This is a genomic window from Paraburkholderia sp. GW821-FHT02A12 (assembly GCF_059422005.1).
The window spans coordinates 305,467-330,306 of the sequence record NZ_JBWKWA010000001.1; the positions used below are offsets into that span (position 1 = coordinate 305,467).

General features: G+C 64.4%; 24 protein-coding genes. 14 read left to right on the plus strand and 10 right to left on the minus strand.

Features of this window, described 5'->3' with window-relative positions:
* Positions 1–125: 125 nt before the first annotated feature.
* From AC07WT_RS01395 to AC07WT_RS01425, 7 genes are all read right to left on the minus strand, one after another.
* Positions 126–335 carry an acid-shock protein gene (locus AC07WT_RS01395; protein WP_492591841.1) on the minus strand — a complete coding sequence of 70 codons (210 nt, stop codon included), beginning with the start codon at positions 333–335 and terminating at the stop codon, positions 126–128.
* A gap of 158 nt (positions 336–493) precedes the next feature.
* The gene (gene metH, locus AC07WT_RS01400; protein ID WP_494948362.1) at positions 494–3,220 is read right to left on the minus strand and encodes a methionine synthase; all 2,727 of its coding nucleotides are present in this window, start codon (positions 3,218–3,220) and stop codon (positions 494–496) included.
* A gap of 87 nt (positions 3,221–3,307) precedes the next feature.
* Positions 3,308–4,378, minus strand: a complete 1,071-nt coding sequence (locus AC07WT_RS01405) for a homocysteine S-methyltransferase family protein (RefSeq protein ID WP_494945791.1) — start codon at positions 4,376–4,378, stop codon at positions 3,308–3,310.
* A gap of 326 nt (positions 4,379–4,704) precedes the next feature.
* On the minus strand, positions 4,705–4,962 hold the full coding sequence (locus AC07WT_RS01410) for a BTH_I0359 family protein (RefSeq protein WP_007179533.1): 258 nt from the start codon (positions 4,960–4,962) through the stop codon (positions 4,705–4,707).
* Positions 4,963–5,080: 118 nt separating this feature from the next.
* Positions 5,081–5,869, minus strand: coding sequence for an alpha/beta fold hydrolase (locus AC07WT_RS01415; protein WP_494945792.1), 789 nt, complete (start codon positions 5,867–5,869; stop codon positions 5,081–5,083).
* A 161-nt stretch (positions 5,870–6,030) separates the two neighbouring features.
* Positions 6,031–7,341 carry a DUF3108 domain-containing protein gene (locus AC07WT_RS01420; protein ID WP_494945793.1) on the minus strand — a complete coding sequence of 437 codons (1,311 nt, stop codon included), beginning with the start codon at positions 7,339–7,341 and terminating at the stop codon, positions 6,031–6,033.
* Positions 7,342–7,579: 238 nt separating this feature from the next.
* On the minus strand, positions 7,580–8,488 hold the full coding sequence (locus AC07WT_RS01425; RefSeq protein WP_494945794.1) for an IclR family transcriptional regulator: 909 nt from the start codon (positions 8,486–8,488) through the stop codon (positions 7,580–7,582).
* A 163-nt stretch (positions 8,489–8,651) separates the two neighbouring features.
* On the opposite strand from AC07WT_RS01425, the gene AC07WT_RS01430 reads away from it, so the two are divergent.
* The 6 genes from AC07WT_RS01430 to rfaE2 all read left to right on the plus strand — a co-directional run bounded on the left by AC07WT_RS01430 (position 8,652) and on the right by rfaE2 (position 15,153).
* Positions 8,652–9,635 carry a fumarylacetoacetate hydrolase family protein gene (locus tag AC07WT_RS01430; RefSeq protein WP_494945795.1) on the plus strand — a complete coding sequence of 328 codons (984 nt, stop codon included), beginning with the start codon at positions 8,652–8,654 and terminating at the stop codon, positions 9,633–9,635.
* A gap of 235 nt (positions 9,636–9,870) precedes the next feature.
* Positions 9,871–11,091, plus strand: coding sequence for an ABC transporter substrate-binding protein (locus tag AC07WT_RS01435; protein WP_494945796.1), 1,221 nt, complete (start codon positions 9,871–9,873; stop codon positions 11,089–11,091).
* A gap of 48 nt (positions 11,092–11,139) precedes the next feature.
* Complete coding sequence (locus AC07WT_RS01440; RefSeq protein WP_492591848.1) at positions 11,140–12,036, plus strand: enoyl-CoA hydratase/isomerase family protein; 897 nt, start codon at positions 11,140–11,142, stop codon at positions 12,034–12,036.
* A gap of 202 nt (positions 12,037–12,238) precedes the next feature.
* Positions 12,239–13,084: a PhaM family polyhydroxyalkanoate granule multifunctional regulatory protein gene (locus AC07WT_RS01445; protein ID WP_494945797.1), complete on the plus strand. Its 846-nt coding sequence runs from the start codon at positions 12,239–12,241 to the stop codon at positions 13,082–13,084.
* 567 nt (positions 13,085–13,651) lie between these two features.
* Positions 13,652–14,524, plus strand: coding sequence for a ferritin family protein (locus tag AC07WT_RS01450; RefSeq protein WP_175151516.1), 873 nt, complete (start codon positions 13,652–13,654; stop codon positions 14,522–14,524).
* A 146-nt stretch (positions 14,525–14,670) separates the two neighbouring features.
* Positions 14,671–15,153: a D-glycero-beta-D-manno-heptose 1-phosphate adenylyltransferase gene (gene rfaE2 / locus AC07WT_RS01455; RefSeq protein ID WP_492591850.1), complete on the plus strand. Its 483-nt coding sequence runs from the start codon at positions 14,671–14,673 to the stop codon at positions 15,151–15,153.
* A gap of 36 nt (positions 15,154–15,189) precedes the next feature.
* Here the strand turns inward: rfaE2 and AC07WT_RS01460 are convergent, their stop codons facing one another.
* From AC07WT_RS01460 to AC07WT_RS01470, 3 genes are read right to left on the minus strand one after another with little or no spacing between them, the layout of a single operon-like run.
* Entirely contained in the window at positions 15,190–15,429 is a 240-nt protein-coding gene (locus AC07WT_RS01460) for a hypothetical protein (RefSeq protein ID WP_494945798.1), read from the minus strand.
* Positions 15,430–15,479: 50 nt separating this feature from the next.
* Positions 15,480–16,295 carry a type III pantothenate kinase gene (locus AC07WT_RS01465; protein ID WP_494945799.1) on the minus strand — a complete coding sequence of 272 codons (816 nt, stop codon included), beginning with the start codon at positions 16,293–16,295 and terminating at the stop codon, positions 15,480–15,482.
* Positions 16,292–17,197 carry a biotin--[acetyl-CoA-carboxylase] ligase gene (locus tag AC07WT_RS01470; RefSeq protein WP_494945800.1) on the minus strand — a complete coding sequence of 302 codons (906 nt, stop codon included), beginning with the start codon at positions 17,195–17,197 and terminating at the stop codon, positions 16,292–16,294. The genes AC07WT_RS01465 and AC07WT_RS01470 overlap by 4 nt, the downstream gene beginning before the upstream one ends.
* Positions 17,198–17,302: 105 nt before the next feature.
* Here AC07WT_RS01470 and AC07WT_RS01475 point away from each other — a divergent pair, with 105 nt between their 5' ends.
* From AC07WT_RS01475 to AC07WT_RS01510, 8 genes are all read left to right on the plus strand, one after another.
* Complete coding sequence (locus AC07WT_RS01475; RefSeq protein WP_492591854.1) at positions 17,303–18,436, plus strand: MlaE family ABC transporter permease; 1,134 nt, start codon at positions 17,303–17,305, stop codon at positions 18,434–18,436.
* Positions 18,433–19,311: an ABC transporter ATP-binding protein gene (locus tag AC07WT_RS01480; protein WP_494945801.1), complete on the plus strand. Its 879-nt coding sequence runs from the start codon at positions 18,433–18,435 to the stop codon at positions 19,309–19,311. The genes AC07WT_RS01475 and AC07WT_RS01480 overlap by 4 nt, the downstream gene beginning before the upstream one ends.
* Positions 19,312–19,327: 16 nt before the next feature.
* Positions 19,328–20,338, plus strand: coding sequence for an MlaD family protein (locus AC07WT_RS01485; RefSeq protein ID WP_494945802.1), 1,011 nt, complete (start codon positions 19,328–19,330; stop codon positions 20,336–20,338).
* A gap of 38 nt (positions 20,339–20,376) precedes the next feature.
* Positions 20,377–21,003, plus strand: a complete 627-nt coding sequence (locus AC07WT_RS01490; RefSeq protein ID WP_494945803.1) for an ABC-type transport auxiliary lipoprotein family protein — start codon at positions 20,377–20,379, stop codon at positions 21,001–21,003.
* Positions 21,004–21,034: 31 nt separating this feature from the next.
* On the plus strand, positions 21,035–22,192 hold the full coding sequence (locus AC07WT_RS01495) for a VanZ family protein (RefSeq protein WP_494945804.1): 1,158 nt from the start codon (positions 21,035–21,037) through the stop codon (positions 22,190–22,192).
* Between the two features lie 120 nt (positions 22,193–22,312).
* Entirely contained in the window at positions 22,313–22,636 is a 324-nt protein-coding gene (locus AC07WT_RS01500; RefSeq protein WP_492591859.1) for a (2Fe-2S) ferredoxin domain-containing protein, read from the plus strand.
* An 8-nt stretch (positions 22,637–22,644) separates the two neighbouring features.
* Complete coding sequence (locus AC07WT_RS01505; protein ID WP_492591860.1) at positions 22,645–23,289, plus strand: alpha/beta hydrolase; 645 nt, start codon at positions 22,645–22,647, stop codon at positions 23,287–23,289.
* Positions 23,290–23,610: 321 nt separating this feature from the next.
* Positions 23,611–24,840, plus strand: a complete 1,230-nt coding sequence (locus AC07WT_RS01510; protein ID WP_494945805.1) for a D-alanyl-D-alanine carboxypeptidase family protein — start codon at positions 23,611–23,613, stop codon at positions 24,838–24,840.

Here is a 24,840-nt window from a genome sequence, read left to right on the forward strand (position 1 = left end):
GGCGTGCGGTACGCCTCGCGCCGCAGACCCTTATGCGCCAATCAATGGTGTGCCAATAAAAAGAGCCCGCGGAGCGCGGGCTCTTTGTCTATCGCGGGGCCGAACGGGCGGCCTGTCCCGGCTGCTTACTGGCTGGCGGCATCCGCCGGTGCGGCCATTGGCGCTGACGCACCCTTTTTCATTTTCTTCTTTTTCGGCTTCTTGACGTGCTTCTCTACCGGCGGCGAATACGAACTGACCGCGCTGGAGCCGGCCGGAGCGGCCGTCTGAGCCAGCGCCGCCGAGGCGCCGACGGCGAGCGAAACAGCAGTCAATAACAGCGTCAGCTTCTTCATACGATTTTCTCCGTTGACGATTGCAATTGGATAAGCCGACGCGTTTTGGCCGCGTCTGGCGGGGTCAAGCTGTTTCAGTCTACAAAGCCGAAAATTACGCTGCCGCAAATATTCAGTCTTTCCCGCCCGATATAGTGGGTTTCCCGCCACGCAAAAGCTTACAGCAACGGCGCCAAGGCCCGTTCGGCGTCCGTTTTCGACAACGACATGCGTTTTGCGTAGTCTTCCAGCTGATCCTGGCCGATCTTGCCGACCGAGAAATAGGTGCTGTCCGGGTGCGCCAGATAGAAGCCGGAGACGCTCGCCGCCGGCAGCATCGCCAGCGATTCAGTGACGCTCATGCCGATTTCGTTGGCTTGTAGCACGTCGAACATGTCGCGCTTCACGAGGTGATCCGGGCAAGCCGGATAGCCCGGCGCCGGGCGGATGCCGCGATACTTTTCGGCGATCAGGTCGTCGTTGGAGAGCGTTTCGGTGTTCGCGTAGCCCCACAGGTCGCGCCGCACGCGGGCGTGCATCGCTTCGGCGAAGGCTTCGGCGAAGCGGTCGGCGAGCGCCTTCAGCATGATCGCGCTGTAGTCGTCGAGGTCCTTTTCGAACTGCTTTTCCTTCACGTCGACGCCCAGGCCCGCCGTGACCGCGAACATGCCGATGTAGTCGGCCACGCCTGATTCCTTCGGCGCGATGAAGTCGGCGAGCGACCGGTTCGGCCGCATCACGCCGTCCACCACCGGCCGCACGCTCTGCTGGCGCAGGTTGCGCCATGTGAGCGCGACTTCGCTGCGCGATTCGTCCGTGTAGATTTCGATGTCGTCGTCGTTGACGGTGTTGGCGGGCAAGAGCGCGATTACGCCGTTGGCCTGCAGCCAGCGGCCCTGGATCAGGCGCGCCAGCATCGACTTGCCGTCCGAGAACACGCGCCGCGCCGATTCGCCGACGATCTCGTCGTTCAGGATCGCCGGGTAGGGGCCGGCAAGATCCCAGGTCTGGAAGAACGGGCCCCAGTCGATGTAGTTCGCCAGTTCGTTCAGATCGAAATTCTTGAACACCCGGCGGCCGATGAACTTCGGCTTGACCGGCTGGTAGTTGGCCCAGTCGACCTTGGTCCTGTTCGCACGCGCTTCGGCGAGCGTGACCATCGGCAGCGCTTTCCTGTTCGCGTGCTGGTCGCGGATGCGGTCGTAGTCGGCTTTGAGTTCGTCGACGTATCTGGCCGCGCCTTCATCGGACAGCAGGCTCGACGCCACGGAGACCGAGCGCGACGCGTCAGGCACATACACCACCGGGCCTTCGTAATGCGGCGCGATCTTCACCGCGGTATGGACGCGCGAAGTGGTCGCGCCGCCGATCAGGAGCGGAATCTTCTTCACGCGGAAATAGTCGTCGCGTTGCATTTCGGACGCGACGTACGCCATCTCTTCGAGGCTCGGCGTAATCAGCCCGGACAGGCCGATGATGTCCGCGCCTTCGACCTTCGCCTTCGCGAGAATGTCGTTGCACGGGACCATCACGCCCATGTTGACCACTTCGAAGTTATTGCACTGGAGCACCACCGACACGATGTTCTTGCCGATGTCGTGCACGTCGCCCTTCACTGTGGCGATGACGATCTTGCCCTTCGCGCGCACGTCGCCGCCGGCGGCCGCGAGCTGCTTCTTTTCTTCTTCGATGAACGGGATCAGGTGCGCGACCGCCTGCTTCATCACGCGCGCCGACTTCACCACCTGCGGCAGGAACATCTTGCCCTGACCGAACAGGTCGCCGACGATGTTCATGCCGTCCATCAGCGGGCCTTCGATCACGTTAATCGGGCGGCCGCCTTCGGCCGCGATCTTCGCGCGCACTTCCTCGGTGTCTGCGACGATGAAGTTCGTAATGCCGTGCACCAGCGCGTGCGACAGGCGCTTCTCGACCGGCTGGTTGCGCCACTCCAGGTTCTCTTCCTTCTTCGCCGCGCCGGTCTTGAACTTGTCGGCGATTTCCAGCAGACGGTCGGTGCCGTCTTCACGACGGTTCAGCACCACGTCTTCCACGCGTTCGCGCAGTTCCGGATCGAGCTCGGCATACACGCCGAGCTGGCCCGCGTTGACGATGCCCATGTCCATCCCCGCCTGGATTGCGTGATAGAGGAACACGGTGTGGATCGCTTCGCGCACCGGATCGTTGCCGCGGAACGAGAACGACACGTTCGAGACACCGCCGCTCACCTTCGCGTACGGCAGGTTTGCCTTGATCCAGCGCGTCGCGTTGATGAAGTCGACCGCGTAATTGTTGTGCTCTTCGATGCCGGTGGCGATCGCGAAGATGTTCGGATCGAAGATGATGTCTTCCGGCGGGAAGCCGACTTCATTCACGAGGAAATCGTACGAGCGCTTGCAGATATCGGTCTTGCGCGCGAACGTGTCGGCCTGGCCTTGCTCGTCGAACGCCATCACCACAGCCGCCGCACCGTAACGGCGGATCAGGTTCGCGTGATGGCGGAACGCTTCTTCGCCTTCCTTCAGCGAGATCGAATTGACAATCGCCTTGCCTTGCACGCACTTCAGACCCGCTTCGATCACCTCCCACTTCGACGAGTCGATCATGATCGGCACGCGCGCGATGTCCGGCTCCGACGCGATCAGATTCATGAAGCGCACCATCGCCGCTTTCGAATCGAGCATCGCCTCGTCCATATTCACGTCGATGATCTGCGCACCGTTCTCGACCTGCTGGCGCGCGACCGCGATCGCCTCGTCGAACTGGTCGTTCAGGATCATTCGTGCGAACGCTTTCGAGCCGGTCACGTTGGTGCGTTCGCCGACGTTGATGAAGAGCGTCCCGGACGTGACGTTGAACGGCTCGAGGCCGGAAAGGCGCATGGTGTGATCGGTCATGGCGTGTATGCGGTTCGATTGCGTGCGGGATTGCGTACGATTAGGTGCGTCTGTTGCGATAGCAGAAGAGCGGCGGGTCAGAGCAGAGCCGCGGACTCAGGCTGCGTCGCGATATTGCGTCGGCCACTTGCGCGGCTTCACGTCGGCCAGCGCCTTGGCAATCGCCGCGATATGCTCCGGCGTCGTGCCGCAGCACCCGCCCGCGATATTCACGAGACCTGCCTGCGCGAACTCCTTCAGCAATCCCGACGTATCCGCCGGCAATTCGTCGAAGCCCGTGTCGCTCATCGGATTCGGCAAACCGGCGTTCGGATAGCACGACACGTAGGTGTCGCACAGCTTCGCCAGTTCGGCGATGTACGGGCGCATCAACGCCGCGCCCAGCGCGCAGTTCAGGCCGAACGTGAGCGGCTTCGCGTGACGCAGCGAATTCCAGAATGCTTCGACAGTCTGCCCCGACAGAATGCGGCCCGATGCATCGGTGACGGTGCCCGAGATCATGATCGGCAGACGTTCGCCGGTGTCCTCGAAGAGTTCATCCAGCGCGAACAGCGCGGCCTTCGCATTGAGCGTGTCGAAGATCGTTTCGACCAGGAACAGATCGGCGCCGCCGTCGAGCAGCGCCTTGGCCTGCTCGTAGTACGCCGCGCGCAATTCGTCGAACGTCACGTTGCGCGCGCCCGGATCGTTCACGTCAGGGGAAATGCTCGCTGTTTTCGGCGTCGGTCCGATCGCGCCGGCGACAAAGCGCGGCTTGTCCGGCGTCGAATATTTGTCGCAAGCGGCGCGCGCGAGCTTCGCCGATTCGAGGTTCATCTCGACGGCGAGGCCATCCATCCCGTAGTCGGCCTGCGCGACCGTGGTGGCGCCGAACGTGTTGGTCTCGATGATGTCCGCGCCCGCCGCGAGATATTGCTCGTGGATCTCGCTGATGATCTGCGGCTGCGTGATCGACAGCAATTCGTTGTTGCCTTTGATGTCGCGCCCGTAGTCCTTGAAGCGCTCGCCACGGTAGCGGGCTTCGTCGAGCTTGTAGCGCTGGATCATCGTGCCCATCGCGCCGTCCAGGATCAGGATGCGCGACTTGAGCAGCGCGGGCAGCGCCGTGCCGCGCGTATAGGCGGCATCAGGACGGACTGGCGTGGCGGTTTGAGCGGGCTGGTTCATGGCGGACGTGGGCTTGCGCCGGCTTGTTCGGGAAACCTGTCATTGTAGCCGCTGCGGGGCGGTTCCGCCGGGCGCGGGCGGCGCAACCGCCGTGGGCGCGGCGGATTCGTCCGCCTGGCAACCAACGCGCACGCAAGCACGCGCAAACGCACGCAAGCGAACGCAAACGCACGAAACGCAGGAAGGGGAACAGAGAAAAGAAAACGGCCCAGCGAGGCATGAGCCTGCTGGGCCGTTCTATCGATGCTGACCGACTTTAAGGCCGCCGGCTGTGCCGGACGGCGCGGTCGATGTATGTCGCCAAACTGCTAAGCCGAACCTCGAGGTTAGTGAAGAATCACCGGTTGATGCATCAGACTGTCGAACTGGCCGAGGAATTCGTCTACCTCATCCAGCGACGGCTCCTCTTCGATCAGTTTTTGCACGTGCTCGCGAAAGCGCGCAGCCATTGCACCGTCGATATAGATTTCACGCTGCATGTTCTTGTCGACGATCTCGTAGCCACCGGACTTCATGGCCAGCGGACCTTCCTGCGGCGGAAACTCGACGACACAATAGTTGGGGCTGTTGTAGATCATTTGCATGGCGACACTCCTTATTTCCGTTGGCTCCTGGCCGTTTCTGCACCGTAGGTGGAGCATTTGGTGTGGAATTCAAGGGGTGGGTCCGGATTGATGCCTGTAAAGGTTCCGAACCTACCGGTTAGACCGGCCTTGCAAGAAACGTTTCAAGCAGTGCAGCAAAACGGTGAGATTGCTCGATCGGCGCAAGATGAGCGGCTTCGAGCAGTTCGAACTGTGCGCCCTCGATGGCGTTTGCCATGGCTTGTGTCGCAGCAGGCGGCGTGCCTGTGTCGTGGCGGCCCGCCACCGCGAGGGTGGGAAGATGTAACGTCCCCAGCTTACCGCGGACATCGAAATCGCGCAGCGCTTCGCATGCGAGGGCGTAGCCTTCTGGCAACGTATGGGTCAGCACGTCGCGAATCTGCTCGACAGCTTCGGGGTGTGCTGCCTGAAAATCGGCTGTCAGCCAGCGGCTCAAAGTTGCGGGCGCGAGCGACGCGACGCCATCGCTGCGGGCCGCCGCGGCACGTTGATCCCAGATCGCGCGGCCTTCGGGCGGCGTGCCGGACGTGGTGTCGGCAAGCGTCAAGCTGTCGACGCGGGCCGGATAGTCGAGCGCGAATTGCTGCGCGATCATGCCGCCCAACGACATGCCGACGAGATGCGTGCTCGGTGCATCGAGCGCATCGAGCAGCGCGGCCAGATCGCGGGACAGATCGGCCACCCCAAACGGCCGGCCGGATACGGCGCTCTTGCCGTGGCCCCGCAGGTCGTAGCGCAGCACGGTGTAAGCGTCGCGGAAATAACCGGCGAGCTGGTCCCACACGGACAGGTCGCCGCCCAGTTGGTGGATGAACGTCAGCCATGGGCCGCCGCCTTCGTTGCTCAGCACATAGCGGGTCTCGATACCGTTGATGTTGACTTGCATGCGGGCTCCTTGAAAGGGAACACAGTGGAAAGAGCCGTTTGCGCGTGCACTGCCTCGCCTTGGATAGACATACGCAGTGGCCGCGCGAACGGTTGCAACTCTTCGTGCGAGTAAGCGTCGCCGCGGAAGTTTCGGCGATTTCTTCGAGACCCTGCTCCCGTTCAGGGCTTTTCGGGCGTGCTGGCGGAATCGGTCGAATCGACCGGCGAAGCGACTGGCGAAGTGGGCGAGGACGTGGGCTGCGCTTCGGTTGCGCCTGCCGATGGCGCGGATGGTGCCGGGTTGGCCGAATTGTCAGGCGAACCGTTGCCGCCGCTGTTGTCGCTGTTGTTGCTGTTCTCCGTACCGCTGGCCGAACCGCCGACGCCCGCAGCATCGAGCTTGCCGCGCCAGACGAGTTCGAATTGCGTGCCGTTCGGTTCGGTCTGCACGATTCGCGCGGGCAACCAGCCGAGCGATGGCGCGAGCCACACGTCGATTCGGCGCTGATCGCCTTCATGGCGGGGCCGCCGCTTGAAGTGGCGTGTATCGAGGTAGCCCTGCGCGGTGCGGATCGTCTCGTCGCCGATTGTCTCGACCGGCCAGTTCTCGCCGCTGTCGCTATCCACGACGAAGAACTGCCGCGTCACGCCGGGCTTATATGCGCCGGGGTCGCCGCGCACCAGGCTGGCCAGTTGCATCACCATGCTGAAACGGTCTTGCGCGCCATCGGGCAGCGGCAGCGTCGCCGGGGTGCGCGTGAATGCGATCTGTCTGACGGCGCGGTTGAAGATCGACACGTCTTCGGCCCGGCGGCCGCGTTTTTCGATGTATTGCTCGGGGGCGAGGCCAAATGCGTCGATGCGGCCGTGGCTCGAATACACAAATGCGCCGACGAACGGCAGCGGCACGGATACGACCATTTCGTAGCTCTGGGCGTTGCTGGTCCAGTGGATGGTGCCGGGCTGGTTGCGCACGCCGTTGTAGAACGAGTCGTATTGCAGTTCGCCCGACGGCGGGACGGAGAACTTCACGCCGGATGAGGCTTGCGGCGCACTGACGGCAGCGGGCGCGCTGGCCGTGCCGTTCGATGAAGCAACCGCGCTGCTTGCCGCAGCCGATGCGCTCGCTGCGGCATCCGGCGCAGCCTTGGCGGGAGCGGGCGCTGCGGTTCCCGGCTGCGTAGCGGTCAGCACATGTTCGCGCGGTTTTCGGGGGATGGCTTTATGCGCCGGCTGAGGTTGCGGTTGCTGCGAGGCGTCGGCGGGGCTGCGCTCGATGCGCTCGGGCGTCAGCAGCGCGACCTGCACGGGGATGGGCTCTTTGCCCGCTGCATTCGGCGTCGCGCGGTTGCGCTCGACCCATTGCGCGGCGATCCAGTGCAGAACCGCCACCACCAGCAGCACGGCAATCCATCGCCACGCGCGCGGATCGCGGCGCGCGGCGATGGGCTGCGTGCGGTCGGAGCGGCGTGTGATGGACGGTGAGGACATCGGCGAGTGAAATTAGGCGAGTGAAATTAGGCGAGTGAAATTAGGCGAGTGAAATTAGGCGAGTGAAATTAGGCGAGTGAAATTAGGCGAGTGAAATTAGGCGAGTGAAATTAGGCGACGGAAGTTAGGCGACGGAAGTTAGGCGACGGAAATTAGGCGACGGAAGTTAGGCGACGGCAGTTAGGCGACGGCAGTTAGGCGACGGAAATTGAACGGGTTGGCGGACGCGTGCAGCGCGTCAGCGCGGCGTCGCACTATACCCCAGCTCATACGACAGCTTTTGCGCACATTCGCGCAGGGCCGTATCGATCTCGCCGCCCCAGCGGATATCGAACGCGCCTTCGTGACCAAGCGCGACCAGGCCGAGCGCGAGATCGCCGGTCGAGTCGAACACCGGCATGCAGAATGCGTGGATAGTCGGCAGCAACATGCCTTCGACGCGTGCCGCCTCATGCTGCCGCACTTCGGCCAACACGCGTTCGACTTCTTCCCGCGTGCGCGGTCCGCTGGTTTGCGACGAGCGGCGCGAATCGGCCAGCTCGCGCTCCAGCATCGCGGCGGTCTTGCTGGGCGGCAGATAGGCGGCAAACAGCAGGCCGGTGGCGGAACTGAGCAGCGGCATCACGTCGCCGAGCTTGAGCGACGCCTTCGCCGGGTAGCTCGACTCCATCCAGTGAACCATCGTCGGACCCTGATTGCCCCACACGGCGATGCCCACGGTCAGATCGAGCCGGTCGCGCAGTTCGGCGAGCGCGATGCGCGCGAGCTTCACGCCGTCGACGCGCGCGAGCCGCGCGAGTCCCAATTGCAAGGCGAATCCGCCGAGCTCGTAGCGGCCCGACAGCGGATCCTGCGCGACCACGCCGAGCCGCAGAAAACTCACCAGATAGCGATGCGCCTTGGCCGGACTCATGCCGGCGCGCTGCGCCAGATCGCGCAGCATCATCGCGCGCGGTTCGTGAGTCAGCACGTCGAGTAGCCTGAAACCGACTTCGATCGACTGAATGCCCGAGCGCAGTTTCTCCTCGCTGGCTTCGACGGTTTCGTCGTCGGAGAGATCAGCGGATTCAGCGCGGTCGAGCGGGTCAGCTGGGTCAGCTGGGTCGGCGTCGGGATGGATCGCGCCGGGGCGGGCAAGTGAAGGCATGAGCGAGGCGCGCAGAGCGCATTCAAAAGACGGTCAGAAAACAGGCAGAACGGCCAGGCTGCCGCGGCCCGCAAGCGACGGCCGGGCAGCGGCGCTTGGGCCGCGGCGATTCACCATCGTAGAATAGATTCCCTCTATCGTCACCAACACGGCTCATTCCTCTATGAAACTTGCCACGCTGAAGGACGGCACCCGCGACGGCCAGCTGATCGTCGTGTCCCGCGACCTGCACACCGCGGCGATCGCCGACGCGATCGCGCCCACGCTGCAGCGCGCGCTCGACGACTGGGCCTTCTATGCGCCGCAATTGCACGACCTGTACGACGCGCTCAATCAGGGGCGCGCCCGCAATGCGTTCCCGTTCGATGCGAAGAACTGCATGGCGCCGCTGCCGCGCGCCTTCCAATGGGCAGACGGTTCGTCGTACGTGAACCATGTCGAACTGGTGCGGCGCGCGCGCGGCGCGGAAATGCCGCCGGAATTCTGGACCGATCCGCTGATGTATCAGGGCGGCAGCGACGACTTCATTGGCCCGAAAGACGACGTACTGTGTGCGTCTGAAGAATTCGGCATCGACTTCGAAGCGGAAGTCGCCGTGATCACCGGCGACGTGCCGATGGGCGTCACGCCCGATCAGGCGCTCAAAGGCGTACGTCTGATCACGCTGGTCAACGACGTCTCGCTGCGCAATCTGATTCCCGCCGAACTCGCGAAGGGCTTCGGCTTTTTCCAGAGCAAGCCGGCAAGCTCGTTCGCGCCGGTCGCGGTGACGCCCGACGAACTCGGCGAACACTGGCGCGAAGGCCGCGTGCACCGGCCGATGATCGTCCACTGGAACGGCAGGAAAGTCGGCCAGCCGGACGCCGGCACCGACATGGTGTTCCACTTCGGCCAGTTGATCTCGCACGCGGCGAAAACGCGCAATCTGCGTGCCGGGGCGATCGTCGGTTCGGGCACCGTGTCGAACAAGGACGCGAAGCGCGGCTATTGCTGCATCGCCGAGAAGCGCTGCCTCGAAACCATCGAGCACGGCGCGCCGCAGACCGAGTTCATGAAATACGGCGATACGGTGAAGATCGAGATGTTCGACGAAGCGGGCAAGTCGATTTTCGGCTCGATCGACCAGGGCATCGCACCGCTGGACTGACGCACCGGTTTTGTGCGCAACGCGGCGTCGGGCCGGCGTCCGCGCAAGGTTCTCAGCATACGAAAGGGTTTCGCCCGATGCCGCCATTAGAGCGCACCGTTACACTGAACGCCGCGGCGGCGCGCCTGGGGGGATGGCCGCCGATCCGCCGCGTGATGGGCGCATGAAGGACGCATGACGGACGCAGTCCATCGGCACAGTACGTCAGAACGAATAACCCACGTGAGGAAACAGCATGCCGCGATTCGAATCGTCTGAGCCGGCAACCCGGCGTGCTCGCGCATGGGGTTTGCATGCGACGACACTGCGGTATCGATTCCGCTGTCTGGCCGCTGCGCTGGGCGCCGCGTTGCCGGGCATCGCGCTGGCACAGGTGAAGATCGGTCTGGTGCTGTCGCTGACCGGGCCGGCCGCGTCGCTCGGCATTCCCGCGCGCGATACCGCCACGCTGCTGCCCAAACAGATCGGCGGTCAGGAAGTCGAATACATCGTGCTCGACGACGCGTCCGACACCACCCAGGCCGTGCAGGACACCAAGAAGCTGATCTCCGAAAATCACGTCGACGTGATCATCGGTTCGTCGATCACGCCGAATTCACTCGCGATGATCGACGTTGTCGCTGAGGGCGAAACGCCGATGATCTCGCTGGCGTCGTCGGCGAAAATCATCGATCCGGTCGACGCGAAACGCCACTGGATATTCAAGACCCCGCAAACCGACGCGATGATGGCTTCGGCGATCGCCGAACATGCGAGCGCGCATGGCGTCAAAACGATCGCGTTCATCGGCCAGGCCGACGCGCTCGGCGAGACGTTCTACACCGAGGTCGCGAAATTCGCGCAACTGCACCACGTCAACGTGGTGGCGAGCGAGCGTTTCAATCGCACCGATCCGGGCGTCACCGGCCAGGTCCTCAAGATTCTCGCGGCCAAACCCGATGCGGTGGTGGTGGGCGCGGCCGGCACGCCGGCCGCATTGCCGCCGAAGACGCTCAGGGAGCGCGGCTTCAAAGGCCTGATCTATCACAACCATGGAGTCGGCAATAACGACTTCCTGCGGGTATGCGGCGCCGATTGCAACGGCACCTTCCTGCCCGCCAGCCCGGTGCTGGTCGCCGCGCAACTGCCGACGGACCATCCGGCCAAGCGTCTCGCACTCGATTACATCGCGCGCTTCGAGGCGCTGCGCGGACCGGGCAGCGTGTCGGCGTTCGGCGCCTACACGTGGGACGCGGGCATGCTGCTCGGCAACGCCGTGCCGATCGCACTGACACAAGCCGCGCCCGGCACGCCGGAATTTCGCCGCGCGCTGCGCGATGCGCTGGAAGCGACGCGCGCGCTCGCGAACACCAACGGCGTGGTCAATATGAGCGCCACGGATCACCTCGGGCTCGATCAACGGGCCCGCGTGATGGTCGAGATTCAGAACGCCAAGTGGGTTTACCAGCCGCGCTGACCTCGCGCGCGGCTTTTGACAGACATACCGATGGACGGATTGCTCACCATGTCTCAAGCACCCCACAGCAACGATCCCTTTTACGCGCACTACCGCTCGCTGCAATTGCGCCGGCATCCGCACGGCGTGCTCGAAGTCGTGATGAGCGGCGAGGGCGCGAACCGGAGCGGGCTCGCGACGGCCACCGCGCGGATGCACTACGAACTCGCCGAAATCTGGCGCGATATCGATCGGGATCCCGAAACACGCGTCGCGATCATTCGCGGCGAGGGCAAGGGGTTTTCGGCGGGCGGCGACCTGCAACTGGTCGAAGACATGGCGACCGATTTCGACGTGCGCGCGCGGGTCTGGCGCGAGGCGCGCGATCTGGTCTACAACGTGATCAATTGCAGCAAGCCGATCGTCTCGGCGATGCATGGGCCGGCGGTCGGCGCCGGGCTCGTGGCAGGCCTGCTCGCGGACATCTCGATTGCGGCGAAGTCGGCGCGCATCATCGACGGTCATACGCGCCTCGGCGTCGCCGCCGGCGATCACGCGGCAATCATCTGGCCACTGTTGTGCGGCATGGCGAAGGCCAAGTATTACCTGCTGCTGTGCGAGCCGGTGAGCGGCGAAGAGGCGGAGCGAATCGGGCTGGTGTCGCTCGCCGTCGACGAAAACGATCTGCTGCCGAAGGCATTCGAAGTCGCGCAGAAACTGGCCAACGGTTCGCAAACGGCGATTCGCTGGACCAAGTACGCGTTGAACAACTGGCTGCGCTCCGCGGGACCGGCGTTCGATACGTCGCTGGCGCTGGAATTCATGGGCTTTGCCGGACCGGATGTGCGTGAAGGCGTGACCTCGCTGCGCGAGCGGCGCGCACCGGACTTCGGCGGCGCGGACCCGTGGAGCGGACATTCGCAACGGGCGCCGCGTGGCGGCACTTCGGGCGGTGAGCGTTCGTGATGCCGGATGTCGGATGCCGGCGTGCGAGGTGCTGCGTGAAAAGTGTCAAACGGGCCGGACACCCGGCCCAGATAGCGGGCTAACCAACAGGCCGGACAACGGCCTAAACGAACCACGGAAGCTATGCCGCGCGCGGTATGATCGACTCGGACGCGCGCGGGATGGCGCTACTTCCTTCCCTTTCTGCTGCGAGGCGACAAGCATGACCGATACACCTGGTTCAACGCCGCCCTTTCCGGGCTTTCCCGGTTTTCCGCCCGCTGAAATGCTCGATCGCATGTGGGGCATGATGCGTCTTTCGCCGTTCGGTTCGGCTTTTTCGGGCGCGGAGCCCGGCGGCGGCATCGGGCCGTCACTGTCGATGATGTCCGACATGATGGCGCCGCTCACCAGCGTCGAAGAACTCGACAAGCGCATTACCGACATGCGCGCGGTCGAGCAATGGCTCAAGCTGAATCTGAGCATGCTGCAGTCCGCGATTCAGGCGCTCGAAGTGCAGCGCGCGACACTCGCGACGCTGCGTGCGTTCGGCGCGTTCGCGCAGTCGGCGATGGCGCAGCCGGCTTCGCCGTCCGCTGCGCCGAGTCCTTCGCCGACGGCGGGTTGGCCGCATCCGGAGACGTCGAGCGCAGCGGGTACGTCGAGCGCGTCGAGTGCGTCGAGTGCCGGTTCGCCGGAAAGCGCCGAAGCCGACGCCGACGCCGACGCCAACCCCCACACTGCCGATACCGCCGCCACGCCGCGCTTCGACGCCTCTGCCTGGTGGAATCTGCTGCAATCGCAATTCAACCAGATTGCCCAGTTCGCGATGACGCAGCCGGGCGCCGCGGCCACAGGCGCGGCGAGCGGGAGCGCGCCGGCGTCGCCGGAAGAAGCGGAAACCGATGAGCAAGCGGCGTCGGTCGATGAGCCGGCTGGCGCGTCGGCGAAGGCTGGTGGCGTGGCCGAAGCAGCGGCGAAACGTCCCGCGGCGAAACGGGCGACGTCGTCTGCGAGGCGCGCAAGTAGTTCGACTGCCAGCCCGCGTGCAACGAAAAAATCCATTTAACCGCAGGAAAGAAGCCAGGAAAGAAGCGGGGGCGGCACGCGAACCACGCGCAGGCGGCGCGAACGAATGTGAATTCGCCGCCTGTCACGGTTTTGACCATGATCGCCGGTCATACTCGCGTAATTGCGCGTTTATTGAGGCCGGTCAATCGGACGCTGGAATTGCGGCGCTAAGCGCGCGGGTTCGGTAAAGTCAGCGTGCTATCATTGTTTGAGCTTTATTTGGCTTTTGGGCGTGCGCTGAAAAACAACCAATCCAGCCGCCCTTGCTCCATTCGCCGCCGGCACAACCGGCGTAGGGCTGGACGGTGCGGTTTTCATCGCAGACTGGCTCGACCTCAGGCACAGGGTATCCCTCACCCACGGTTGGCCGCGCAGCGCATAACCTATGGTTGTCGCCGCCGCGCAAACGCCAAGGACTTCTTTGCTGCCCAGTGCGTCCAGGCAGCCGATTACCGCGTAAAATCGAATGTTAGCCGGCAAACGGTGCGTTCCGTTCGTCGTAAGCAAAAGTGCTACACGTAGTAGTAACAGACACAGACAGTATGCGCAGAACAGGGGTGGGACTATGAACACCATGCTTTATCCGGAACTTTATAAATCGCTCGAATCCGTTCGATGGGACATGGAGAAAGACATTCCCTGGGACAAGTTCGATGCATCGCTATTGACCGACGAGCAGGCCGCGACAATCAAGATGAACGCGATCACCGAATGGTCAGCGTTGCCCGCCACTGAAATGTTCCTGCGTGACAACCATCACGACAGCGATTTCTCCGCGTTCATGAGCGTGTGGTTCTTTGAAGAACAGAAGCACTCGCTGGTGCTGATGGAATATCTGCGCCGCTTCAAGCCGGAAATGTGCCCGACCGAAGAAGAACTGCACGCCGTGCGCTTCGAATTCGATCCGGCTCCGCCGCTCGAAACGCTGATGCTGCACTTCTGCGGCGAAATCCGCCTGAATCACTGGTATCGCCGCGCGGCCGAATGGCATACCGAGCCGGTCATCAAGGCCATCTACGAAACCATTTCGCGCGACGAAGCGCGGCATGGCGGCGCCTACCTGCGCTACATGAAGAAAGCGATGGCGCAAACCGGCGACATCGCGCGTGCTGCGTTTGCCAAGATCGGCGTCCTGATGGCATCGGCGCGCCGCACTGAAAAGCCGCTGCACCCCACCAACCTGCACGTGAATCAGGCGCTGTTCCCGCGCGACACGATTCAATCGCGCCTGCCGGATCCGGAATGGCTCGAACGCTGGCTCGACGAGCAGATCCGTTTCGACGACGGCTGGGAAAAGAAGGTGGTCGAACGGATTCTGCATAACCTGTCGATTCTGTTCGAGCGCACGTTCAATACGGCGCAGGAATTGAACCGCTATCGCAAGGAAGTGGTCGCGCGGTTGCAGGCCGATCAGAAATCGGCCGAACAGCCGGCTTGATAGTTTCAGGTACGTGGGCGTCTACGCCACGTACCGGTTTGTTGGTGTCGAGAACGGCCCGGCAGGCGTGAGCTTGCTGGGCCGTTTTGCTTCATGCTGTTCGGCGTGTATTGTGGCGAAACTTCTTTTTTCTTTCTGACTCCGTTATGGCTGCTACTTTCGAACGCAAGATTCTTACGCGCGATGCGCTGGCCGAGCTTCGTCCTTCGCTGCCGGCGCCGGTTGTCTTTACCAACGGCGTGTTCGATATCCTGCATCGCGGGCATGTGACTTATCTTGCCGATGCTAAAGCGCTTGGGGCTTGCCTCATCGTCGGCGTGAATAGCGATGCTTCAGTTCGTATGCTGGGGAAAGGGGATGATCGGCCTATCAATAACGAGGCTGACCGGATGGCCTTGCTCGCGGCTTTGGAGAGTGTCGATTATGTGGTTTGCTTTGGGGAGCAGACGCCCGTCGAGTTGATTTCGGTCTTGCGGCCGGATGTGCTCGTTAAAGGCGGTGACTACGATATGGATGCTTTGCCCGAGTCGGCGATTGTGCGTGGATGGGGCGGGCGGGCGTTGGCTATTCCGTTCGAGCATGATCGCTCGACCACTGCCCTGTTGAGGAAGGTTCGGGCACAGGAGTGATGCTCATTTTTGCCTTGGGCTGCGCCATTCTCTTCTTCACTGCGGCAGCGCCGACGCCGCAATCGGCGCCGTCGGCGCGGGGCCGCCTACTACGGCCTGGTCCACGGCTTCGGCGGCTGTCAAAGGTTTTATCTTCAACCACTCAGGATGGATCTGGCGATTCAGGTGGTTCGGCTCGCGTCCGCCGGCCATAGGCGTCGTGCCGAATACGCCGCGCATCGCGACGAATGCCAGCATGTTGGCAAGAAACAATATGGCAATCAGCCAGCGCAGCATCGTTAATATTCCCCGTCCAGAAATTGAGCCGCCGTTTCTATCGTCACCGTTCAGGCGTCCCGCGCCGGCGCGCTCTCGGCGGCAATCAGCGCAAGCCCGGACAGCACCAGCGAATCGTGGCGAGTATGCGGTACTTTCAGCGCACCTGTCACTTCGTCCGCGGCGCCGCCACTCACCACCAGCCGCACCGGCACCCGCCATTCATCCTGCAGGTCGCGCCACATCCGCTCGATCAAACCCGCTTGCGCCAACGTGCAGCCCGCCGACAACGAACGCGGGGTGTCGGTAGCGAAGAATGGACCGCGACGCTCACCGTCAGGCGCATCGCCATCGTCGAGCAGGCCGCGTGCGGCGTTGGCGTCGAGCGTCGGCAGTTGCGCCGTGTGCTCGCCGAGCGAGCGCATCATCAAGGTCCAGCCTGGCGCAATCAATCCGCCGATAAAGCAGCCGTCCGCACGCAAGGCTTCCAGCGTGGTCGCCGTGCCGAAGGTCGCGATCAACAGATGCTCGCCCGGAAATGCCGCATGCGCGCCAATCAGGCCGGCCCAGCGATCGCTGCCGAGCGCGTGCGGCGTCGTGTAGCTATTGGTCACGCCGCATTGCTGCGCGCAGGCACGGATCGTCGTGAGCGGCAGTTGCGGCCAACGAGCGTCGAGCAACGCGCCGATCCGGGCTGCCACCGTCTCGCCCGCGACGTTCGACAACCATGCGCTGCCTGGCGTCGGCAGATTCGACCAGTCGGGTTGATCGGCGCCGCCATGCGCGAGCGCACCGCCCGCGCGCTGCGTGCCGTCGCGCTGCACCAGCGCCCACTTGATGCGGCTATTGCCCGCGTCGATCAACAGATAAGGCGCGCCGCTCGTCATGCGGCACCGTCGGCCAGACGCAGCGAGACGTCGCCGGTCGCGATGGTCCGCCGGCCCGAGGCCGTGTCGAGCAGCAACTGGCCGCGTTCGTCGACGCCCGCCGCCACGCCGCGCGCAAGTTCTTCGCCTTGCTCCAGCAGCACCACTTCGCGGCCCGCATAAGCATGCACCGCGTTCCAGCGCGGCTGGAACGGCGCGAAGCCTTCGGCGGCGAAGCGCTGCAGCGCCGGTTCGAGCGCGTTCAGTTCGGCGGCCAGCGTGTCGGTGAGGTTCGCGTTGGGCAGCGCGCGTTGCAGCGCGGTCGGCATGGTGCCGCGCGCTTGCGCCGGCACGTCGGCGTTCAGCGCGCCGACCCTGGCGGCGAGCTCGTCCGCGCCTTTCACGTTGGTGCCGATACCGATCACCACCGCGCTCGCTTCGTCCGTGCTCCACGCGGTTTCGATCAGGATGCCGGCCAGCTTGTCGCCTTCGAGCAGCACGTCGTTGGGCCACTTCAGCGCGATCTGGCCGGGTCCCGCGACCGGCAGCGAACGCAGACCGTCGACGAGCGCCACGCCGACGGCGAGGCTCAACCCCGCCAGCCCTTCTAGCGGACGCGGCAGCACGCACGCCACCGAAAACAGCAGCGCATTGCCCGGCTCGGCATACCAGGGCCGGCCACGGCGGCCGCGGCCCGCGGTCTGCAGATACGCGACCCGCACGATCGGCCGCGGCAGTGCGCCGGCTTTGCGCGGCAGCGCTTTGACGCGGGTCATCAGGTCGGCGTTGGTCGAGCCGGTTTCTTCGACGATTTCGATCGGCCAGTCATGCGCTTGCGGGCCGAACAGCGCGACGGCGCGCGCCCGGTCGATACGCCAGTCGCCAGCCTCGGCGGCTTTGGGTGGGGTCTTGGAAGCGTTCATCTTCATATTGTAGCGATAGCGAACACGGCGAGCCCGCGAGCACGGTCCATCGCCCGCGCCTTCGTTACAATGGCCCGTAATCCGATAACCAGATTCCAGCGATCCTTGAACTACGACACTCCGCCCGGCCTCGAAGTCGCGGCAGGCAGCCAAGGCAAGATCGTCCGGCTTTCGGGCCAGTGGACGGCGCTTGCGCTCGCGCGCGACCGTGCCACCGGCCATGTGATTCCCCAGTTGCGCTCGCTGATCGGCGCCGAAGGCATCGGCCAGTGGGACCTGTCGCGCGTCGACCGGATGGACCACGTCGGCGGCCAGGCGCTGTGGCGCGTGTGGGGCCACAAGATGCCGGCCGACACCACGCTCACCGACACGCAACGCGACATCTTCGAGCGCATTGCCTTGCTCGACACCGCGCGCGAAAAGGCCGAGCCGGTGCCCAGGTTCGATCCGTTCACGCGGCTCGGCATGGCGATCTTTTCGTTCCTCGAGCATTTGTACGGCGGCGTCGCGATGTTCGGGCGCGTCGTGCTGGATCTGTTGGCGATCCTGCGTAACCCGAAAATCACGCCGTGGACCGAAATCTCCGCGAACGTTTACAACGCCGGCACCAAGGCGCTGCCGATCACCGCGCTGGTCGCCTTTCTGATCGGCATCGTGCTCAGCTATCTGTCCGCGCAGCAGCTGCGGCTTTTTGGCGCAAACCAGTACATCGTCAATATTCTCGGACTTTCGGTGATCCGTGAACTGGGACCGGTGTTGTCGGCGATTCTGGTCGCGGGCCGTTCGGGCTCGGCGATCACCGCGCAGATCGGCGTGATGCGCGTCACCGAAGAACTCGACGCGATGCGCGTGATGGGCATCCCGCACGGGCTGCGCCTGATCCTGCCGCGGGTGGTCGCGCTCGGCGTGGCGATGCCGCTCCTCGTGATGTGGACCAACATCATCGCGCTGACCGGCGGCGCGGTCGCCGCGAAGATCGTGCTCGGCATCGACATGAACTACTTCGCGCGCGCGTTGCCGAGCGTGGTGCCGGTCGCGAACCTGTGGATCGGCCTTGGCAAGGGCGTTGCGTTCGGCATGCTGATCGCGATCGTCGGCTGTCACTTCGGTTTTCGCATCAAGGCCAATTCGCAGAGTCTCGGCGAAGGCACGACGACCTCGGTGGTGACCTCGATCACCATCGTGATTCTCGCGGACGCGGTGTTCGCGATTCTGTTCCAGAACGTGGGGCTCGGATGATTGCGCCACTCACTCAGGCCGTACGCGGCCAACCGGTGCCCGAGATCGCCGAGCCGGTGATCGAGGTGATCGACATCACCAAGCGCTACGGCCGTAACATCGTGCACCAGCATCTGAATTTCGACGTGCGGCGCGGCGAGATCGTGTCGATCGTCGGCGGTTCGGGCTCGGGCAAGACCACGCTGGTGCGGCAGATTCTCGGTCTCGAGCGGCCGTCGTCCGGCACCATCAAGCTGTTCGGCGAGGACCTTGCGACGATATCTCCGGAAACCGCGCTGCTGATGCGCAGCCGCTCCGGCATGCTGTTTCAGCGTGGGGCGCTGTTCTCGTCGCTCTCGGTGTTCGACAACATCGCGCAGCCGTTGCGCGAACTCGGCAAAGTGCCCGAAGACCTGCTGCGCGACATCGTGATGCTCAAGCTCGAAATGGTCGGCCTGCCGTGCAAACATGCGTCGAAGATGCCGTCGGCGCTGTCGGGCGGCATGATCAAGCGGGTGGGCATTGCGCGCGCGATCGCGCTCGAACCCGAACTGCTGTTTCTCGACGAGCCGACCGCCGGCCTCGATCCGCAGGCGTCCGATGAATTCGTCGAGCTGATCGCCGCCTTGCATCGCGCGCTGGGTTTGACGGTGGTGATGGTCACGCACGATCTCGACACGATGGTCGCGCTGTCCACCCGCGTGGCCGTGCTGGCCGATCGCAAGGTGCTGGTCGCCGCGCCGGTCGAAGAAGCGGCGGGCGTCGATCATCCGTTTATTCGCGAATATTTCCTCGGCCTGCGCGGGCGTCGCGCGCTGCAAGCGCTGCCGCCGGAACGCCGCGCGAAGCTGCCGCGTGCGGCGCTCGAACCGGCATCGTCCGAATTGCCGCTGTGAACCAGGGAACCTGACCATGGAAAACAAATCACATGCCTTCTGGGCAGGGCTCTTCACGGTGGTCTTGCTGATTGCCATCGCGTTGGCGGCTTTTTTGTTCAACGTCGACCGTTCGGTGCGGGTGCCGTACGATCTGATTGCGCGCACCAACGTGACCGGGCTCTATACCGACGCCGCCGTGCGTTATCGCGGGCTCGACGTCGGCAAGGTGCAGTCGATCAAATTCGATCCGTCTCATCCGGGTCAGATCCTGATCCGCATCCTCGTCGACACGCACGCGCCGATTACCCATTCGACCTTCGGCAGCCTGGGCTTCCAGGGCGTCACGGGCATCGCGTTCATCCAGCTGGACGACACTGGGCGCGATCCGTCGCGATTGCCGTCATCGCCCAGGCACGTGGCGCAATTGCCGATGCGCCCGGGCTTGCTCGATCAGTTGCAGCAACGCGGCGACGTGCTGCTGCGCAAGCTCGAAAGAGTCACCGACGACGTCGATAATCTGTTGTCGCCGGAGATGGTCAGCCAGTTGCAGGGCACGGCGGCCAGCATCCAGAAAGCCGCTGACGGCGTCGCCACGCTGACCCAGCAGATGGCGCCGGCCGCCGGCAAGCTGCCGGCCACGATCAACCAGCTGAATCGCACGCTGGCGTCGACCAATCAGCTGATCACCGGTCTGAACCGCCCCGACGGCCCGTTCGAGACCAACCTGAACAAGGCCGGCAAGGCAGCGCAGCAGGCGGGCGATGCGCTGGCGTCGATGGATGGTTCGTTGCAGGAGTTGTCGGCGCGAGTCGGTTACGACACGCTGCCGCGCGTCAATTCGCTTGCCGAAGACGTGCGCTCGGCCGCGCGTTCGGTGGACCGCGCGGCCGAGACGTTCAGCACCAATCCGCGCAGCGTGCTGTTCGGCGCGCCGCAGGCGGCGCCCGGCCCAGGCGAAGCCGGCTTTGCGTGGCCCGCCGGTCGCGCCGCTGCGCCCGCCGCTACGCACGTCGCTGCGCCCGCCGCTACGCACGTCGCCAAATAAATTGAATGAATTGAAGGTTTTGAAGAAGGAACATGGTTATGTCACGCTCGATTCACCGCTTGTTTTCCTCGAGCGCCGCGCTTGCGGTGCTGCTCGCGTTCGGCGTGCTGGCTGCGGGCTGCGCGGGCACGCCCGCGGCGATCGCGGATATCCGCTACGACCTCGGGCCGCCGAACCCGGTTGCTTCGGCCGGCACGCTGCCGCCGGTCAAGGTGCTCGATGTGAGCGCGCCCGACACGCTCGAGTCCGACAAGCTGATCTACCGGCTCAGCTACGCCGATGCGCAGCAGACGGCGTCGTACGCGAATAGCCACTGGACCATGGCGCCGTCGCAGTTGCTCACCCAGCGTCTGCGCGGCGCGCTCAGTTCGCGCGGCACCGTGCTGACGGGTGCGGACGGCGTGCGTGCGCCGGTATTGAAGATCGATTTGAGCGAGTTCGAGCAGGTCTTCGACAGCCAGTCGGAAAGTCACGGCGCGGTGACCGCGCGCGCCACGCTGACGCAGAGCGGCAAGGTGATCGGCCAGCGCACCTTCATTGCGCGCGCGCCGTCCAGTTCGGCCGATGCCGCCGGCGGCGCACAGGCGCTCGCCGCCGCCAGCGACGACCTCGTCGCGCAGATCAGCGCATGGCTCGGCGTGCAGGCACTGGTCGCGGCGCAATGACCCGGCTGCAGCGCGCGCAACGGAACGCTGCATGAACGACAAACCCTGGCTGCACCGTCCGTCGGCGCTCGCCCGGCTGGCGCTGGGGCTGTATGCCGCGCTGATCGTCTACGGGTCGTGGTACCCGTTTTCCGGCTGGCGTTCGCTCGGCCTCGGTCCGTTCGACTATCTGTTCGATCCCATGCCGCAGTACCTGACGGCGTTCGACGTCGTCACCAACGTGCTCGGCTACATGCCGTTCGGCGCGCTGGTGGTGCTCGCGGTCTATCCACGCTGGCGCGGCACCTTGGCGGTCGCGCTCGCGTTCGTGCTCGGCGGACTGTTGTCGGGCGTGATGGAAGCCGTGCAGACCTATCTGCCGACGCGCGTCGCCTCCAACCTCGATCTGGCCGCCAATGCGCTCGGCGCGCTGCTCGGCGCGGCGATGGTGTCGCCGGCCACCGGCGCGCTGCTCGATCGCGGCTTGCTGCGCCGCCTGCGGCTGCTGTGGTTCGAGCGCGATAGCGCGGCGCTCGCTGGCATCGTCGCGTTGTGGCCGTTCGCGACGATGTATCCGGCGCCGCGCCTTTTCGGGCTCGGCAACTGGCCGCGCGCGCTGTGGCTGAGTTTCGATTCGACCACGCAGGAGGCATTGCTCGCATGGACGCCGCCTGGCTGGCACGTCGGCGCGTGGCCGGCGCTGGCCGCCGCCTGGCTGCCCGACGACGGCTGGGAAGCCGCCGTCACCACGCTCAATCTGTTCGCCGCGCTCGCGCTGGCGTCGCTGCCGATGCGCCGCCACGCGCCGCGCGTGCGCCTGTTGACCGCTTTTATCGTCATAGCCTTGTGCGTGAAGGCGGGCGCGACGTTCCTGCAATCGCAATCGGGCCTCGCGTTCAACTGGGCGACGCCCGGCGCGCTGGCGGGTCTCGTCTGCGGCACGGCCGCGGCGCTGCTGGCACTGCGGTTGCGGCGCCGTTCGCGCGCGGCGCTCGCGGCCTGCGCGCTGACGGTCACGCTGGTACTCGTCAATCTGCTGCCGGTGAATCCATATTTCGATGTCGTGCTGGCCGACTGGCGGCAAGGACGTTATCTGCACTTCAATGGCCTCGCCCAATGGCTCGCGTGGATCTGGCCGTATGCGGCGCTGGTGTGGCTGGCGTTCCTGGTCGAGCGCGTGTGGCTCAAGCGGCGCGCGACGGGAGCATGAACGGGCATAAGCGGGGCATGAGCGGCCCCGAGCCTCGCTCGCTATAATCGACCGCACCACAGAGGCGCCGCAGCGCGCCCAGCGCCGTTCCCCATTCTTACAGCCTCGCCTCCGGACACCATGGACTCCTTCTACAAGTACCACGTCTTCTTCTGCCTCAATCAGCGCGATCCCGGCGCGGAACGCCCGAGTTGCGCGAACTGCAACGCGCAGGCGATGCAGGAGTACGCGAAAAAACGCGTGAAGCAACTTGGCCTCGCCGGCCCCGGACAAGTGCGGATCAACAAGGCCGGCTGTCTGGATCGCTGCGAACTCGGGCCGACGGTCGTCGTTTATCCGGAAGGCGTCTGGTACACGTATGTCGACGAGAGCGACATCGACGAAATCGTCGATTCGCATCTTGCGAACGGCAAGATTGTCGAGCGTCTGAAGATCGATCAATAAGCCGCGCCATGAACGTTCATACAAAGAAATATCTGATCGACGGCCCGGTCGGCAAGATCGAAGTCGCGCGGGATCTGCCTGACGAAACCCGCGAAAACGGCGCCGCGCCGCGTGGCATCGCGCTCGTCGCGCACCCGCATCCGCTGTTCGGCGGCACGATGGACAACAAGGTCGCGCAAACGCTCGCACGCACGCTTGTGCAGTTGAACTACGCGACCTATCGCTCGAATTTTCGCGGCGTGGGCGAAACGCAGGGCGAGCATGACAACGGCATCGGCGAGCGCGATGATCTGCGCGCGGTGCTCGACCATATGCGCGCCGAAGCGGGGCAGGGCGATCTGCCCCTCGTGCTCGCGGGCTTCTCGTTCGGCACGTTCGTCTTGTCGCATGTGGCCGCGAAGCTGCGTGAAGACGGCCAGGAGATCGAGCGCATGGTGTTCGTCGGCACCGCGGCGAGTCGCTGGGACGTCGCGCCCGTGCCGGAAAACACGCTCGTGATTCACGGCGAAACCGACGAGACGGTTCCCATTCAATCGGTTTACGACTGGGCGAGGCCGCAGGAATTGCCGGTTGTCGTGATTCCGGGGGCGGAGCATTTTCTGCACCGCAAGCTGCATATTCTGAAGCGGATCATCGTCGACGCGTGGCGGTGAACGGTGCCCGGCGCGTGTTTTCCGGGGTACAGGTACGCACAAACCGAAATTTATCGCCGCCCATTGCGCAAAGTTACCAGGATAGCGCGCGTATAATGAGCGGTCTTTTTTTGGCGCAGCACAGCCCACCCGGCAGTTCGCGCGACGCGTAGCACTCTGCGCGCGCAGCGGTGCCGGATGCGAGGCGTGCTGCGCGAACCGATCGCGTGGCCGGAAGTCCAACGGGCGCCGTACCGTGTTTTACACGGCTGACGCTCGCCGACCGGCTCTCCCAAACTCCGCGCCCTGCGCGCGATGCATTTTTCTGCACGAACCGACCCTATGCGTTTTTCCATCTCCGGCCGCACGTCATTTCCCTCAGTTGCTTCCTTCGTTTCCCCTACGCTTAGCCGTGCCGTGACCCTCGGCATCGTGTTGCCGGCGACCCTCGTTGCCAGCACGGCGTTCGCGCAAGTGCCGCCGCCCGGGGTGAACGCGCGTTCGTGGGTGCTCGTCGACGCAACCAGCAATCAGGTGCTCGCCTCGGGCAATGCCGACGAACGCGTCGAACCGGCGTCGCTCACCAAGCTGATGACCGCGTACCTCGTCTTCGAAGCATTGCAGACGAAGAAGATCACGATGGAACAGACGGTGATGCCGAGCGAAGCGGTACGCCGCGTGCGCACGGACGAATCGCGCATGTTCATCGAGGCGAACAAGCCGGTGACCGTGCACGATCTGGTCTACGGCATGATCGTCCAGTCGGGTAACGACGCGGCGATCGCGCTGGCCGAACTGGTCGGCGGCAGCGAGGCGCAGTTCGTCAACATGATGAACACCGAAGCCCAGCGCCTCGGCATGACGCATACGCATTTCGCCGACGTGAACGGCATGCCCGACCCGCAGCACTACACGACCGCGGGCGACCTCGCGATCCTGTCGGCGCGCCTGATCCGCGATTTCCCCGACTACTACAACATCTTCTCGGTCAAGGATTTCACCTACAACAAGATCAAGCAGCCGAACCGCAACCGTCTGCTGTGGATCGATCCGTCGGTGGACGGCCTGAAGACGGGCCATACGCAAGCCGCCGGCTACTGCCTGATCGCGAGCGCCAAGCGGCCGCTGGCGGGCGCGAACGACGCGTCGCGCCGTCTCGTCTCGGTGATGATGGGCGAGACCAAGGAACACGACCGCGTGCAGGACAGCCTGAAGATGCTGAACTACGGCTACACCGCGTATGACACGGTGCGTCTGTACAAGGCGAATCAGGTGGTCGGCGCGCCGCGCGTCTACAAGGGGGCGCAGGACACCGTGCAGATCGGCGTGAAGGGCGATCAGTACATCACCGTGCCGAAGGGCATGGGCGACAAGGTGAAGCCGCAGATCGAACAGATCGACCCGCTGATCGCACCGCTCGCCAACGGTCAGCAGGTCGGCACCGTGAAGCTGGTCGCCGACGGCAAGGTGCTGGCGCAATTCCCGGTGGTCGCGTTGCAGGCCGTGTCGCAAGCCGGCGTGGTGGGCCGCGTGTGGGATTCGCTGATGCTGATGTTCAACAAGAAGAAGTAA